At 59.6% G+C, this 15,181-nt stretch carries 15 protein-coding genes; 8 read left to right on the forward strand and 7 right to left on the reverse strand.

Features of this window, described 5'->3' with window-relative positions:
* Positions 1-123: 123 nt before the first annotated feature.
* Genes KRR23_RS26675 through KRR23_RS26690 form a run of 4 tightly spaced genes read right to left on the reverse strand, consistent with a single transcriptional unit; the run spans position 124 to position 2,923 of the window.
* A complete protein-coding gene (locus KRR23_RS26675; RefSeq protein WP_054594940.1) occupies positions 124-837 on the reverse strand; it encodes a PA5502 family lipoprotein in 714 nt (237 codons plus the stop codon).
* Positions 838-874: 37 nt separating this feature from the next.
* Positions 875-1,663 carry a zinc ABC transporter permease subunit ZnuB gene (znuB, locus tag KRR23_RS26680; protein WP_054594941.1) on the reverse strand — a complete coding sequence of 263 codons (789 nt, stop codon included), beginning with the start codon at positions 1,661-1,663 and terminating at the stop codon, positions 875-877.
* Positions 1,656-2,441 (reverse strand): zinc ABC transporter ATP-binding protein ZnuC, encoded by a 786-nt coding sequence (gene znuC, locus KRR23_RS26685; protein ID WP_216744872.1) that lies wholly within the window; start codon positions 2,439-2,441, stop codon positions 1,656-1,658. Before znuC ends, znuB begins: the two co-directional genes overlap by 8 nt.
* Positions 2,441-2,923 (reverse strand): Fur family transcriptional regulator, encoded by a 483-nt coding sequence (locus tag KRR23_RS26690; protein ID WP_054594943.1) that lies wholly within the window; start codon positions 2,921-2,923, stop codon positions 2,441-2,443. The genes znuC and KRR23_RS26690 overlap by 1 nt, the downstream gene beginning before the upstream one ends.
* 57 nt (positions 2,924-2,980) lie before the next feature.
* Here KRR23_RS26690 and KRR23_RS26695 point away from each other — a divergent pair, with 57 nt between their 5' ends.
* The gene (locus KRR23_RS26695; protein ID WP_216744873.1) at positions 2,981-3,910 is read left to right on the forward strand and encodes a metal ABC transporter solute-binding protein, Zn/Mn family; all 930 of its coding nucleotides are present in this window, start codon (positions 2,981-2,983) and stop codon (positions 3,908-3,910) included.
* A 147-nt stretch (positions 3,911-4,057) separates the two neighbouring features.
* On the opposite strand, the gene KRR23_RS26700 is transcribed toward KRR23_RS26695, so the two are convergent.
* Both KRR23_RS26700 and KRR23_RS26705 read right to left on the reverse strand, forming a co-directional pair.
* Positions 4,058-5,008 carry a homoserine kinase gene (locus KRR23_RS26700; protein WP_216744874.1) on the reverse strand — a complete coding sequence of 317 codons (951 nt, stop codon included), beginning with the start codon at positions 5,006-5,008 and terminating at the stop codon, positions 4,058-4,060.
* A 60-nt stretch (positions 5,009-5,068) separates the two neighbouring features.
* Positions 5,069-5,359, reverse strand: a complete 291-nt coding sequence (locus tag KRR23_RS26705; RefSeq protein ID WP_054594946.1) for a DUF2782 domain-containing protein — start codon at positions 5,357-5,359, stop codon at positions 5,069-5,071.
* Between the two features lie 74 nt (positions 5,360-5,433).
* Between KRR23_RS26705 and polA the strand changes: the two genes are divergently transcribed.
* The gene (gene polA, locus KRR23_RS26710; protein WP_216744875.1) at positions 5,434-8,205 is read left to right on the forward strand and encodes a DNA polymerase I; all 2,772 of its coding nucleotides are present in this window, start codon (positions 5,434-5,436) and stop codon (positions 8,203-8,205) included.
* A gap of 453 nt (positions 8,206-8,658) precedes the next feature.
* Here polA and yihA read toward each other — a convergent pair whose 3' ends face one another.
* Positions 8,659-9,303, reverse strand: coding sequence for a ribosome biogenesis GTP-binding protein YihA/YsxC (gene yihA / locus KRR23_RS26715; protein ID WP_145017773.1), 645 nt, complete (start codon positions 9,301-9,303; stop codon positions 8,659-8,661).
* A 191-nt stretch (positions 9,304-9,494) separates the two neighbouring features.
* Here yihA and KRR23_RS26720 point away from each other — a divergent pair, with 191 nt between their 5' ends.
* From KRR23_RS26720 to KRR23_RS26745, 6 genes are all read left to right on the forward strand, one after another.
* Complete coding sequence (locus KRR23_RS26720; RefSeq protein ID WP_103314907.1) at positions 9,495-9,785, forward strand: cytochrome c5 family protein; 291 nt, start codon at positions 9,495-9,497, stop codon at positions 9,783-9,785.
* Positions 9,786-9,831: 46 nt separating this feature from the next.
* The gene (locus KRR23_RS26725; RefSeq protein WP_054594950.1) at positions 9,832-10,437 is read left to right on the forward strand and encodes a cytochrome c4; all 606 of its coding nucleotides are present in this window, start codon (positions 9,832-9,834) and stop codon (positions 10,435-10,437) included.
* 200 nt (positions 10,438-10,637) lie between these two features.
* Positions 10,638-11,267, forward strand: a complete 630-nt coding sequence (locus KRR23_RS26730; RefSeq protein WP_216744876.1) for a thiol:disulfide interchange protein DsbA/DsbL — start codon at positions 10,638-10,640, stop codon at positions 11,265-11,267.
* A 12-nt stretch (positions 11,268-11,279) separates the two neighbouring features.
* Positions 11,280-12,158, forward strand: a complete 879-nt coding sequence (locus KRR23_RS26735) for an endonuclease/exonuclease/phosphatase family protein (RefSeq protein ID WP_054594952.1) — start codon at positions 11,280-11,282, stop codon at positions 12,156-12,158.
* Positions 12,155-14,302 carry a GGDEF domain-containing protein gene (locus KRR23_RS26740; protein WP_216744877.1) on the forward strand — a complete coding sequence of 716 codons (2,148 nt, stop codon included), beginning with the start codon at positions 12,155-12,157 and terminating at the stop codon, positions 14,300-14,302. Before KRR23_RS26735 ends, KRR23_RS26740 begins: the two co-directional genes overlap by 4 nt.
* A 99-nt stretch (positions 14,303-14,401) precedes the next feature.
* Entirely contained in the window at positions 14,402-15,181 is a 780-nt protein-coding gene (locus KRR23_RS26745; RefSeq protein ID WP_216744878.1) for an N-acetylmuramoyl-L-alanine amidase, read from the forward strand.

A 15,181-nucleotide genomic window follows, 5' to 3' on the forward strand; every position in this document is an offset into this window, starting at 1 on the left:
ATCCAGTCATTTGGAAATAACGCGATAAGCCAAGATGAACAAAAGATCGTCCGAACGCGGCCCGAACCTGCGGCAGCTCCTACGAACCGGTGTAGGAGCTGCGCAGGCTGTGATTTTCTTCTTTTAAGGCTTGCGCGGCGTCAGAACCATCTGTGCCGGGACATTGCGCAGAATCTGCCGCTCGATCTTCAGGTCGAAGTCGGCATCCAGCTTCTTCACCCGTTTGGTCAGCAGCGTGGCCAGCCACGGGTAATCTTCGGTGCGCGGCGCCTGAATGCTGACGTCGCACTCATAACTCACCACATCGCTGGCAATCGCATCGAGTTGCCGACGCAATTGCTTGCTATCGGCGATGTTCAGCGCAACGGTGGTGCTCTCTGCTGTTGGGTCGATGACCTTGGCGACACGCTTGGCTTCGGCGGCCTTGAGGGCGGCCTCTGCCTGGTCCAGTTCGGCCTTGCGGGCGTGGCTGATGGCGTTGTTGACGCCACCGGTCAGCGCCGGAGCTTTGGGCATCAACGCACGGGCCCGGCTCAGGGCCGTGGCGGCGGCATTCACGTCGCCTTTTTGCAGAACGATCTGGCTGCGTTGCAAATAGGCTTCGGCGAGTTGCCGTTGATATTGCTCCAGCGACTGATCGTTGGGTGATTCGGCCTGCAAGGCGGCCAATTGATCCTCGGCGGTGGCCAGTTCACTGCTGGCCAGGCTTTGCTCCAGCTGCGCGATCGCCGTAGCCCGTGCGTCCGGGACCTCGGGGGCCGGCGGCGTGCTTTGGCAGGCGCCAAGTAGCAGCGAAAATGCAACAAGGAGCAGATAACGGGAGGCGAACGGCTTCATTCCTGCGACTCTCTGATTGCGCAAAAAACGAGCAAGTCTACACCCCTCGACGGGGCAGGACAAAACTCAGCAGAAACAGCGCGGCGGCAGCCACCACAATCGATGGGCCGGCCGGCGTGTCCTTGAACCACGACAGCGCCAGGCCACCGCAGACCGCGAGTATACCGAGCAAACTCGCGCCCAAGGCCATCTGCTCTGGAGAACGTGCGTGACGTTGTGCCGCAGCCGCCGGGATGATCAACAACGAGGTAATCAGCAGCACGCCGACGATTTTCATCGCCACCGCGATCACCACCGCAATCAGCAGCATCAAGGTCATGCGCAATGCTGCTACCGGCAGGCCTTCAACCGTGGCCAATTCTTCGTGCACGGTAATCGCCAGCAACGGCCGCCATAGCGCTACCAACAGCAGCATCACCGCAGCGCTGCCGCCGAGGATCCACGCCAGATCGGTTGGGCTGATCGCCAACAAGTCGCCGAACAGATAGGCCATCAGGTCGATCCGCACTTCATGCATGAAGCTTAGTACCACCAGGCCCAGAGAGAGCGTGCTCGGCGCAAGAATCCCCAACAAGGTGTCGGAGGCCAGCGGCTGGCGCTGTTGCAAGGTCACCAGCAGCACGGCCAGCAACAGGCAGCCGACGGTTACCGCGATGGTCGGACTGACATCCAGCAGAAAACCCAACGCCACGCCGAGTAACGCCGCGTGGGACAGGGTGTCGCCGAAATAGGCCATGCGCCGCCAGACCACGAACGATCCCAGCGGACCTGCGACGGCGGCCAGGGCCAGGCCTGCGAGCAGGGCGTACAACAGAAAATCAGCCATGCTTGCAGCCATCTCCATGAACGTGGGTGTGAGCGGTCGGTGCCGCGCTGACGACCGAGCCATGCAAGTCGTGGGCGTGGTCGTGATGATGGTGATAGACCGCCAGGCTCTGCGCGTTCTTGCCGAACAGCTCGACGAACGCCGGGTCGCCGCTGACCTGCTCGGGATGCCCGGAGCAGCAGACGTGGCGATTGAGGCAGACCACCTGGTCGGTCGTGCTCATCACCAGGTGCAGATCGTGGGAAACCATCAACACCCCGCAACCGTGGCGGTCGCGCAGGCGGGTGATCAGGCTATAGAGCTCGGCTTGTCCGGCCACATCGACGCCTTGCACCGGCTCGTCGAGCACTAGCAGCTCGGGCTCGCGCAACAGGGCGCGGGCCAGTAATACGCGTTGCATTTCGCCGCCGGAAACGCTTTGCACCGGGCTGTCGATCACCTGTTCGGCACCGACTTCCTTGAGCGCTGCCAAGGCGCGCGCACGATCTACGCCCGGCACCAGGCGCAAGAAGCGCAGTACCGATAGCGGCAAGGTCGGGTCAACGTGCAGTTTCTGCGGCATGTAGCCGACCCGCAGTTTCGGCTTGCGCCAGACGCTGCCGCTGTCGGGCTTGAGCAGGCCAAGTACGGCGCGGACCAGCGTGGTCTTGCCGGCGCCGTTGGGGCCGATCAGGGTAACGATCTGTCTCGGCTCGACGCTCAGTTCGATGTTGTCCAGCACGCTTTGCCCGGCGAAGGTCACCGCGACCTGATTGAGGCGGATTAACGCAGTGCTCATCAAGCCCCCTGGCAACCCGAGCAGAGGCCGACTACTTCGACAGTCTGGCCTTCGACCACAAATCCGACTTCGCCGGCGCTGTGGATGATGGTGTCGCTGATGGATTTCTGTTCGAGCTCGATGGCCGCATGGCATTCGCGGCAAATCAGGAACTGGCCCTGGTGGGCGTGCCCCGGATGATTGCAGCCGACGAAGGCGTTGAGCGAAGAGATGCGATGAACCAGGCCGTTATCCAGCAGGAAATCCAGTGCGCGATACACCGTCGGCGGCGCGGCGCGGCGGCCATCCTGCTCGCTGAGTACCGCCAGAATGTCGTAGGCGCCTAGCGGCTTGTGGCTTTGCCAGACCAGTTCCAGCACCCGCCGACGCAGCGCGGTCAGGCGCAAGCCCTGACGTGCGCAAATGACATCGGCCTCGGACAATGCGCTGTGCACGCAATGAGAGTGGTCGTGGGGACGGCTGGCTAGCGGTGTTTTAGGCATGAGCGGCGACGAGTTTTGTGAGAGACGTTATTATGTTACCCGTTCTCGCCTACTTGAGTGGTCATCGTGCCCAGACTTTTTGCCATTTTTGTCACATTTACTGCCGGTTTTTTTGCGATCAGCGCCGCTCATGCCGAGGTGAACGTACTGACCAGCATCAAGCCGCTGCAGCTGATTGCTGCTGCGGTGCAGGATGGCGTCGGGGTTCCCGAAGTGTTGCTGCCGCCGGGTGCGTCGCCACATAACTATGCCTTGCGCCCTTCCGACGTACGGAAGGTGCAGTCGGTGGAGCTGCTCTACTGGATCGGCCCGGACATGGAAGGTTTCCTTCCGCGCGTGCTCAAGGGTCGTAGCCTGCCGTCGGTTGCGGTGCAGGATCTGCCGGGTTTGAAGCTGCGGCGCTTTGCCAAAGACAGCCACTCTCACGCAGAAGAGGCCGACGAGCACGATCACGACCATCGCCCTGGCAGTCTCGATGCTCATCTCTGGTTGTCGCCGGTCAATGCGCGAGTGATCGCGGCAAAAATCGCCACCGACTTGAGTGCTGCGGACCCTGCCAATGCGCCGCGCTATCAGAGCAACCTCAAGGCGTTCGATGAGCGCCTGGATGCGCTGGATCTGCGCTTGAAAGCGCGCTTGGCCGGTATCGCGGGCAAGCCTTACTTCGTGTTCCATGAAGCGTTCGATTACTTCGAAGACGCCTACGGCCTCAAGCACACCGGCGTGTTCAGTGTGGCCGCTGAAGTGCAGCCAGGTGCCCAGCACGTTGCAGCGATGCGCTCGCGCTTGCAGGAAGTCGGCAAGACCTGCGTGTTCAGCGAACCACCGTTGCGTCCACGCCTGGCCGAGACGCTGGTGGCCGGTTTGCCGGTGAAACTGGCGGAGCTGGATGCGTTGGGTGGTTACACGCCGGCGACGGCTCAGGGCTATGAGCAGGTGTTGGAGAAGTTGGGGAATGATTTGGCGGGTTGCCTGGAGTCGCTTTAACCCCCGAGCGCAGACCCTGTGGCGAGGGGGCTTGTCGGAACGCCGCAACGCCCCGTTGGGTTGCGAAGCAGCCCCAAATGGAGCTGCTCGGTTTGATTGCATGGGAACGCTTCGCGCTCCAACGGGGGCAAGCCCCCTCGCCACGGTTTAGAGGGCGAACGGCAACGGTGTGCTGACGTGCTGGCGCTGGGCCAGGCGCTGCTGGAACTCCATCGGATCGTGAATCAGCACGTCCTGCCCGGCAAAGGATTCGGCGGCGATCAAGCGCGACAACCAGAACCGCACGCACGCCACCCGTAGCATGGTCGGCCACAGCTCGGCCTCGGCGGCGGTGAACGGACGTAGCGTGGCATAAGCTCCGAGCAATGCCCTTGCTCGCGGCCCGTCAATCAAGCCATCTTCGTCCGAGCACCAGTCATTCAGGGCAATCGCCACGTCGTAGAGCATCGGGCCTGAACAGGCATTGTAGAAGTCGATCAGCCCGGTCAGGTGCGTGCCTTCGAACATCGCGTTGTCGCGGAACAGGTCGGCGTGGATGTTGGCCCGAGGCAGCGCCAGGATTTTGGTCTTCTGCTCAGTGATTTCATTCAAGGCGCGTTGCAGCAGATCGCTTTGCGCGGCATTCAGGTGCGACAGCAGCTGCGTGCCTTCTTCAAGCATCCAGTCGAGGCCGCGATCGGTTTTGCGCTTGATCATGTGGTCTTTGGTTGCCAGATGCAGGTGTCCCAGCAATTCGCCGACTTGCGCGCAATGCTGTGCGTTGGCTTCCTTGATGTGCTTGCCGGCCAGCCGTGGCTGCAACAGCGCGGGCTTGCCGGCCAATTCGCGCAGGGCGATGCCGTCGGTGGTACGCAGTGCGTAGGGCACCGGCAAGTCGGCGTCGTGCAGCACGTCGAGCAGTTCGATAAAGAACGGCATCTCCTGCACAGGGCCGCGCTCAACTAGGGTCAGGACAAACTCGCCCCGCTCCAGGCTGATGAAGAAATTGGTGTTTTCGCTACCCGCGGCAATCCCCTGGAAATCAAGCAGGCGGCCGAGCCCATAAGGGGCGAGAAAGGTTTCCAGCTCGGGCCGAGCCAGGGGGGTGAACACAGACATGGTTAAAAACTGCTCAGTTCGGGCGCCGCGGTTGAGCCAGCGCCGATTAAAGTTAAGAAACTACTTCCACGTAAAAATTTCCCACGCCGGAATCAGCATATTCGGCTGATCCGAGCGGATATAGTTTGCCTCCGTTCCGTCCGCACGTATCAGAAAGTACGGTTTTCCGCCCTTCGGTGTGACCTTGATCGCGTACACGAAGCCGTTCTGGCGGTACTCCTGAATGACTTTGTCGCCTTCGGTGTGGATGGTGACTTCCGGTTCCGGCGTCGGTGCATCATTGGCTGCCATGACGGCCAGGGGAGTGATTGCAAAGAAGCCAGCCAGTAACAAGCGATTGAGTGAGCGCATGATAACCTTGTCCCTTTGTCGTCAACGGTCCCGCTATTCTAGCGCCGGACCCGCCGAAAAGGTTGATCCTGCTCATGAGCCAAGCCCCCCTCGTCCTGGTGGACGGTTCTTCTTACCTCTACCGCGCCTTTCACGCGCTGCCACCGCTGACCACGTCCAAAGGCCTGCCGACCGGTGCGGTCAAGGGCGTGCTGAACATGCTCAAGAGTCTGCGCAAGCAGTACCCGGACAGCCCGTTCGCCGTCGTATTCGACGCCAAGGGTGGGACGTTTCGCGATGACATGTACGCCGAGTACAAAGCCAACCGCCCAAGCATGCCCGACGATATGCGCGTGCAGATCGAGCCATTGCACGCGAGCGTGATTGCCTTGGGCTTTCCGTTGCTGTGCGTCGATGGTGTTGAGGCCGACGACGTGATCGGCACGCTGGCCCGCAGCAGCGCGGCCGCCGATCGTCCGGTGGTGATCTCTACCGGCGACAAGGACATGGCGCAGTTGGTCGACGGGCACATTACCTTGGTCAATACCATGACCGGTAGCGCGATGGATGTGGCTGGCGTGAAGGAGAAATTCGGCGTCGCTCCCGAACAGATCATCGATTACCTGGCACTGATGGGCGATTCCTCCGACAACATTCCGGGCGTGCCGGGCATTGGCCCGAAGACGGCGTCTGGCCTGCTGGTGGGTGTGAACGGTGGCCTGACCGAACTCTATGCGCAGCTCGATATCGTCCCGACATTGCCGATTCGTGGCGCTAAAACGCTGCCAGCCAAGCTTGAAGAGCACAAGGAGATGGCGTTCCTCTCCTATCAACTGGCGACCATCAAGGTCGATGTACCGCTGGAGGTCGGTCTAGACGACTTGCACCTGCGTGAGCCGGACCGTGAAAAGCTCGCCGAGCTCTATACCCTGCTCGAATTCAAGAGCTGGTTCGAGGACGTTCAGCGTGAAGCCAAGCGAGCGGGCCAGGAAGTGGTCGCGGCGGTTGAAGAAGCCGTAGCCGATAGCGATGGTCCCCAGTACACCACGGTCCTCACCCAGGCAGATTTCGACGTGTGGTTGAAGAAACTGCAAAACGCCAAGCTGTTCGCCTTCGATACCGAAACCACGGGTATTGACGCGCAGCAAGCGCAGCTTGTCGGGCTGTCGTTCGCTGTGCAGGCCAACGAAGCGGCCTACATCCCGCTGACCCATTCCTACATGGGTGTGCCGGATCAGCTGGACCGCGACACGGTGTTGCGTGCGCTGAAACCGATTCTGGAAGACCCGAGCAAACTCAAGATCGGCCAGCACGCCAAATTCGACATGAACATCCTGGCCAACTGCGCCATCGATGGCGATCAGAGCTGCGGCATCATGGTGCAAGGCATCGCCTTCGACACCATGCTTGAGTCCTACGTGCTGGATTCGACTGCGACCCGTCACGACATGGACAGCTTGGCGCTCAAGTATTTGGGCTACACCACCACCAGCTTCCAGGACATCGCGGGCAAGGGCGTCAAGCAACTGACCTTCGATCAGATTTCGCTGGAGCTGGCCGGGCCATACGCCGCCGAAGACGCCGATGTAACGTTGCGCCTGCATCAGACCTTGCATGAAAAACTCGACGCCATTCCAAGCTTGAGCAAAGTCCTCAGCGAGATAGAAATGCCGCTGGTGCCCGTGTTGGCGCGTATCGAGCGTCAAGGCGCGTTGGTCGACGCCAACCTGCTGGGCATCCAGAGCGTTGAACTGGGTGACAAGCTGGTCGCGCTGGAGCGTGAGGCGTTTGCCATTGCCGGTGAGGAGTTCAACCTCGGTTCGCCGAAGCAATTGGGCGTGATCCTCTACGAAAAACTCGGGCTGCCGATTCTCAGCAAAACTGCCAAGGGCCAGGCTTCGACCGCCGAAGCGGTACTGGCGGAACTGGCGGAGCAGGATTACCCGCTGCCCAAGGTATTGATGCAGTACCGCTCCTTGAGCAAGCTGAAAAGCACCTACACCGACCGTCTGCCAGAGCAGATCAACCCGCGCACCGGGCGGATTCATACGTCCTACCATCAAGCGGTGGCAGCGACCGGTCGCTTGTCTTCCAGCGATCCAAACCTGCAGAACATTCCGATTCGTACCGCCGAAGGTCGACGGATTCGTCAGGCGTTCATTGCCCCCAAAGGCTACAAGCTGCTGGCGGCGGACTATTCGCAGATCGAACTGCGGATCATGGCCCACCTGGCCAAGGACGAAGGGCTGTTGCACGCCTTCCGCAACGACCTGGACGTGCACAAAGCCACCGCTGCCGAGGTGTTTGGGGTTGAGCTGGCGGACGTCACTACCGATCAGCGGCGCAGCGCCAAGGCGATCAACTTCGGCCTGATCTACGGCATGAGCGCATTTGGCCTGGCCAAGCAGATCGGCGTCGACCGTAAACAGTCCCAAGCCTATATCGACCGTTATTTTGCCCGCTATCCAGGCGTGCTCGAGTACATGGAGCGCACCCGCGCCCAGGCGGCCGAGCAGGGTTTCGTCGAAACCATATTCGGTCGTCGCCTGTACCTGCCGGACATCAACGCGAAAAACCCGGCCCTGCGCAAAGGTGCCGAGCGCACGGCAATCAACGCGCCGATGCAAGGCACTGCGGCGGACATCATCAAAAAGGCCATGGTGGCGGTGGATAACTGGCTGCTGACCTCAGGTCTGGACGCCAAAGTGATTCTGCAGGTGCACGATGAATTGGTACTTGAGGTTCGCGAAGACCTGATTGACCAGGTTCGTGAGGAAATTCGCGTTCACATGAGCAGTGCAGCGACCCTGGATGTACCACTTTTGGTGGAAGTCGGCGTTGGAAATAACTGGGATGAAGCGCACTAAGCCGGTGTGAGGCACTTTTTCGGGGATAGCGCCGCGACGTAGTGTCGCGGCAAGTCGCCAGCGAAGGGCTCTTAGTTCGGAAAATTCTTGGGGTTATTCCCAATAGGTTTTGAAATTAACCGGAACTAAATCCGTGAAGCGCCACTCAGAGTTACTGAATGGGTGGTGAAGCCCTTCGATGCTCCTATGTTGTGTTAAGTGTTGGCAGATATCTGGACCCCGCCCTAGCGGTCCGGAAACTTAGACCCCGAATTACTCTCTCCCCATACGTAATTCGGGGTTTTTTTTGCCCAAAAACTGGCTGTGAAACGGTCAGACTGCGTTAAAAGTGTGGCTCGAAATGCTCATTTAGGACCCTAAAGTCGAACGCGACCCCGGCCGTTTCGAGCCACACTTTTGCCTTGCCTGACCGTCCCACAGACAGTTTTCCGTATATCGGATTTCCCCAAAAGCTTATTGAGCTTCTGTCTCGGCGCCTTTGTCGGCCAGTTCCATCCAGTTCGCCAGTACGGTGTAGGCGTCTTCCAGGCCCAGGCGTTTTGGTGCCGAGAACAGCTGGATCGTCACGGTTTCGCCCCAGCCTTTACGGATTTCTGCCTGAACTTTGAGCAAGGTGTTCTTCGCCGCGCCGTAGGTCAGTTTGTCGGCCTTGGTCAGCAGAATGTGCATCGGCATGCCGCTGGCCACGGCCCAGTCGAGCATCAGCAGGTCGAAGTCGGTCATTGGATGACGGATGTCCATCATCAGAATCAACCCCTTCAGGCTCTCGCGGCTACCCAGATACGCTTCCAGGTGGCGCTGCCAGTGTTGCTTCAGCGGGATGGGTACTTTCGCATAACCGTAACCCGGCAGGTCGACCAGACGGCGTTCATCGTCTAGCTTGAAGAAGTTCAAGAGTTGTGTGCGGCCTGGTGTTTTCGAGGTGCGCGCCAGGCTGGCGTGAGTCAGGGTGTTCAGGGCGCTGGATTTGCCAGCGTTGGAACGCCCGGCGAAGGCCACTTCAAAGCCTTCGTCGTCAGGACATTGGTCGACTTTGGCGGCGCTGAGCATGAAGGTGGACTGTTGGCACAGGCCGAGGATGGGGTTCTTGAGTTGCATGGGATTTCCGATGTGGGCGGTGCCGAGATTGGTCGCAAAGAGCAGCGTCGTTTCCGTTTCAGTGACGCCAGTATATAATGCCGCAGATTTTGTGTGCGCTTTGTCCCGGCGTAGGATGAAGTTCACGAGAGCGATTAACCTTGATTGCGCACTAGAACGCAGCACGCTCTCAACCCTGAAAAGGTCGTTTTATGACGAAATGGCTGCTAGCTGCCGGTGTCTTGATGCCGCTTTACAGCGCTCAGGCTACACAGGATCCGGAAGCTGTGTACAACCGTGTTTGTGGAGCCTGTCATTCCGGCCAACTCCCAACGGCGCCTCAAAAGGGCGATAAGGAAGCTTGGGCGCCAAGACTGGCGCAAGGTATGGAGACGCTGGTGCAACACGTGACCCAGGGTTTCAAGGCGATGCCGCCGCGTGGTTTGTGCATGGACTGCAGTGCCGAGGATTACCGAGCAATCATCCAGTGGATGAACGAGTGATCCCGGTCCATAACTCTTTAACCCTTAGCCGTAGTTGGATTAGCTGATGAACAAATTGATCGTGAGTCTGCTGTTGACCCTGGGGATCTCCGGCATAGCCCATGCTGCAGGCGATGCGACTGCTGGTCAGGCGAAAGCCGCAGTATGTGGCGCCTGTCATGGCCCGGACGGTAATAGCATGGCGCCAAACTTTCCAAAACTGGCGGGTCAGGGTGAGCGTTACCTGAACAAGCAACTGCACGACATCAAGTCGGGCAAGCGCACCGTTCTGGAGATGACCGGCCTGCTGACCAACCTGAGCGATCAGGACCTGGCTGACCTTGCTGCCTACTTCTCCAGCCAGAAAGGCAGCGTCGGCGCAGCAGATCCTAAAGTCGTGGCTCACGGTGAAGAGTTGTTCCGTGGCGGTAAACTGGACCAGGGCATGCCTTCGTGCACCGGTTGCCACTCGCCTAACGGTGCGGGTAACGCTGCTGCAGCCTTCCCGCATCTGGGCGGCCAGCACGCTCAATACATCGCCAAGCAGCTGACTGATTTCCGTGAAGGTAACCGTACCAACGACGGCGACACGAAAATCATGCAGAGCATTGCTGCAAAATTGAGCAACAAGGACATCGAAGCGGTGTCCAGCTACATTCAGGGCCTGCACTAAGGCTTGTTGAGCGGGCGTTGCGCAGGGTGTTGATCTCGCGCAATGTTAACGCTCGATTAATCCTTCGATGCAAACATAAAAAGGGTGGCTTAGGCTGCCCTTTTTTGTGGCTGCTGCCGTTACACTAGAGCACTAATGCCCGCCATGATCTGCCAGAAAACAGGTCGCGCGAGGCGACCCAATTTGTTCAGGAGTAAAGCATGCGTAATCTGATTCTCAGCGCCGCACTCGTCACTGCCAGCCTGTTTGGTATGACCGCCCAAGCTGCCGAACCGCTTGAAGCCGGTAAACAATATGTCGAATTGGGCAGCGCCGTTCCGGTGGCTGTGCCTGGCAAGATCGAAGTCGTGGAGCTGTTCTGGTATGGCTGCCCGCACTGCTATGCATTCGAGCCGACCATCAATCCCTGGGTTGAAAAACTGCCTGCAGACGTGAACTTCGTGCGTATTCCGGCCATGTTCGGTGGTATCTGGAACGTTCACGGCCAGCTGTACATCACCCTGGAAGCGATGGGCGTGGAACACAAGGTTCACAAAGCCGTCTTCGAAGCAATCCACGGTGGCAAGAAGCTCGCTACCCCGGAAGAAATGGCTGAGTTCCTGGCCGGCGAAGGCGTCGACAAAGAGAAGTTCCTGAGCACCTACAACTCGTTCGCCGTCAAAGGCAAAGTTGAAGATGCCAAGAAAAAGGCTCAGGCCTATCAGATCTCTGGCGTACCAACCATGGTCGTGAACGGCAAATACCGCTTCGATCTGGGCACTGCCGGTGGTCCTGAAGGCACCTTGAGCGTGGCCGATCAGCTAATCGCCAAGGAGCGCGCCGCTAAGTAAGCGGCGCCCGCCATGCGCCGCTGGGGTACTGAACGTCTCGTTGGTCTGCATGATCCGCAGGTCAACGAGCATCATCTGGAGTCCTCGGGCTTGCCTGCAGACAGCCGTCTGCGTTTGCTCAGTTTCAACATCCAGGTCGGTATCAGTACCGAGCGTTATCGGCATTACCTGACCCGTAGCTGGCAGCATTTGCTGCCGCACACCGGGCGAGCGGATAACCTGCAGAAAATCGGCAATCTGCTGGGCGACTACGATCTGGTCGCTTTGCAGGAAGCCGATGGCGGCAGCCTGCGGTCAGGCTACGTCAATCAAGTCGAACACCTGGCCCAGCTCGGTGCCTTCCCCTACTGGTATCAACAACTCAATCGCAACCTGGGCCGCCTCGCCCAGCACAGCAATGGCGTGCTCAGTCGATTGCGCCCATGGGCGATTGAAGATCATCCGCTGCCGGGGCCCAAGGGCCGTGGTGCGATTCTTGTGCGGTTTGGCGAAGGACCGGATGCGCTGGTGGTCGTGATGATGCACCTCGCGCTGGGGGCGCGCGTGCGGACGATGCAGTTGGCCTACATTCGCGAGCTGATCGGCGACTACAAGCATCAGGTGTTGATGGGCGACATGAACACCCATGCCAGTGATCTGCTGCAAACCTCTCCTCTGCGAGACCTGGGCCTGCTCGCGCCGCAAGTCGAAGCGACCTTCCCCAGTTGGCGCCCGCAACGCTGTCTTGACCATATTCTGCTCAGCCCTACGCTGGTCCTTGAACGGGTCGAAGTGCTGGCGCAACCGATTTCTGATCACCTGCCCGTCGCGGTAGAGATTCGTCTGCCGGGTTCGCTCACGGTCGATGCATTGCCCGCGCTGAGTCCTGCCCTTCGCGGAACCCCTGAATGAGCGACGAAGCACAGCGCTGGAAAGAGAAATACCTCAAAAGTATCGAACAACAGGAAAAGCTCGAGCGTCGTTGGGATGCCCGCCTCGACTTGCTGCGTCGCGGACTGGTTCGCAGCACGCTGGCGGCCGAGGGCACCGACCGTGCGGTTGACCAGTGCATGAAGGAAATGCGCGAAGTCATCCGCACCAACGATATGGATGCTGGATTGGCGGCATTGCTGCCACGCCTGGAGAAAGCGGTGCTCGACTCCGAGCAGCGGCGCGAGACCCGGGTCAATCAAGTCAGCGCTGCGTTGACCGCCCTGGTCAGTCAGCTCCAGGCGTTGCCGTTGCCGCGCGAGATCAGCCGCCCACTCAAGACCTTTGCCAAGCAGCTCGACGGACGGGTTGGCCAGGCACGTGAAATTCCCCTGTTGCTCGGTGAGCTCAGTGGTTTGCAAGGTCAGGCGCTGAACCTGCTGGATAACCCTGCCGAGCCAAGCCGCCCAGGTTTGCTGCAGCGTTTGTTTGGCGGTAGAGAGGCGGATGCTCAGGCTTCAGAAGCCGGTGCGCTACAACACGAAGCGCCTGCTCCGAGCCCTGTTGAGCAAGTATCGGCACCTGTAACAGAGGCGACAGCCGAGCCGGTGCATGAATCACCAGTGCCGTTGCCGATCCAGGTTATTACCCCCGCTGTACACGAAATCCCGGCACCCACCGTGCAGGTGCCGCACGCTGTGATTGCAGAGTCGGAGCCGTTGGCACCTCAGTCGCTGGAAGAAGCAAAGCCATCACCTGACGTGGTGGCTTTTGTTCCTCCAGTGCTGGCCGTCGAAGCTGCGCGTGGCAAAGCGCAGGTAGCGGAACAGAATCTACCGGATGTGGATACGCCGGAAGAACCGCAGATATCCCCGACACCCGACCCGGTGACGGCTGCTGATTCAGTGGCGATCAATCCCGACGAGCTGACATCCGACGTCCCTCGGACGGGGGATGAAGCTTCGCCGTTAATTGATAGCCTTCCTCCCCTGCCGGCGATGGCAGAAGCCTTGGCTACTCTGGACCCGGAGCATCCTGAGCAGGATGTTCTTTACGCACTGCCCGACTCGCCGGAGCCGTCCTACAGCTCGGTGGCCAAACACATCGAGAGCACGCTGCTGGGGCTGCTGGACGATTTGTCGCTGCCCGAGCGTCATCGTCCGCAGGCCGAGGCGATGCGCGATCGGCTGCAAAATGGCTTGAATTGGTACGAACTACTGCCGATCCTCGATGATCTGGCGGTTTTGATGCTGGCGATCACTGACAGTGGTCAGCATGAGTTCGAGGTTTATCTCAAGCAACTCAATGAGCGATTGGAGTCCTTCCAAAGCAACCTGCAAGCGGCCAGTGAGGGTCATGCCGACAACCGCTCTGCTGCGCGGGAGATGGACACGCAGATCCGTGAGCAGGTCGATGGCTTGCAGAGCAGCATGCAGGACGCCGCCGATCTGGAGGGCCTCAAGCATGTGCTGGAGAACCATCTGGAAGGGTTGCTCGGCACCATGGATCAGCACCAGAAACAGCGCGACGAGCGTGAGCAGGAGGTTGCTGCACGCCTGCAAGGCTTGGCCGAGCGAGTTGCGAGCATGGAGCAGGAGGCTCAGGGTTACCGCGAGCACCTGGAAGAGCAACGTCAGAAAGCCCTGGTCGATCCGCTGACCGGTTTACCGAACCGGGCGGCCTGGAGCGAGCGTCTGGAGCATGAGATTGCCCAGTGGCAGCAACACGGAAACTCGCTGTTGCTGGCGATGCTCGATCTCGACCACTTCAAGCGCATCAACGATAACTACGGTCACCTGGCCGGCGACAAAGTGCTGAAGATCATTGCCAGCGTGCTGCGTAAGCGCCTGCGCGGTACGGACTTCATTGCCCGTTTCGGTGGTGAGGAGTTTGTCTTGCTGGTGCCCAATACCCCTTTGGCAGTCGGCGCCAAGTTGGCAGAAACCCTGCGCGCGGCTATTGAAGCCTGCCCGTTTCATTTCAAGGGTGAGCGCGTGACGATCACGGTTTCCATGGGAATGACGGCGTTCAAAGCGGGAGAACACAGCGATCTTGTGTTGAAAAGAGCCGATCAGGCGCTTTACCGGGCGAAAAATGCCGGCCGAAACCGAGTGGAGCTGGGCTGACGATAAGTGATCCATCGGGTTAAATGCCAGGCTTTGCCGGTCCAGAAGAAGGCGGTACGTTACACTGTTGCATTACTATCTCAGCGTATTGTCCAGATCATGAAATCGATTCCTCTGCTTTTGGTACTTCTGGTCCTGGCGGGTTGCGCCAGCGGTCCTCGAATCGACACCCGCCATCCTTCGGTAAATTTCGACAATCGAGTGCAGTTTATCGTGGTGCATTACACCACTGCCTCGCAGGAGCGTTCGTTGGCATTGTTGACCCATGGCGAGGTCAGCAGCCATTACCTGGTGGGCGATGACAAGAGCGCCACTATTTTCAAGCTGGTGGATGAAAGCCGTCGGGCCTGGCATGCCGGGGAAAGCGAGTGGCAGGGCCGGACCTGGCTGAATTCAAGCTCGATCGGCATCGAAATCGTCAATCCGGGGTTTCGCGATACGCCTGCCGGGCGCGTCTGGTATCCCTACAGCGAGGCGCAGGTTCAGTCTTTGATCTTCCTGATCAGGGACATCAGCAAGCGCAACAACATCAGCCCGCGAAACATCATTGGCCACAGCGACATCGCGCCGCTGCGCAAGCTTGATCCGGGTCCGTTGTTCCCGTGGAAACGTCTGGCCGACGAAGGGCTGGTGGTCTGGCCCGATGCCCAGGACGTAGCGCGTCAGCAGGCGTTATTCGAAGCACAACTGCCGAGCATCAGCTGGTTTCAGGAAGAGCTTGCGCGTCTGGGCTATACAACGCCGCAGACCGGTGAACTGGATGTGGCCACCCGGCATGTGCTGGCAGCTTTCCAGATGCACTATCGACCTTCACGGTTTGACGGTACGCCAGACGCGCAAAGCGCCGCGATTCTGCAGGTGCTCAACCAGACAAAATAA

This window comes from Pseudomonas sp. CVAP#3 (assembly GCF_018986375.1).
GTDB classification, from domain to species: Bacteria; Pseudomonadota; Gammaproteobacteria; order Pseudomonadales; family Pseudomonadaceae; genus Aquipseudomonas; species Aquipseudomonas helvetica.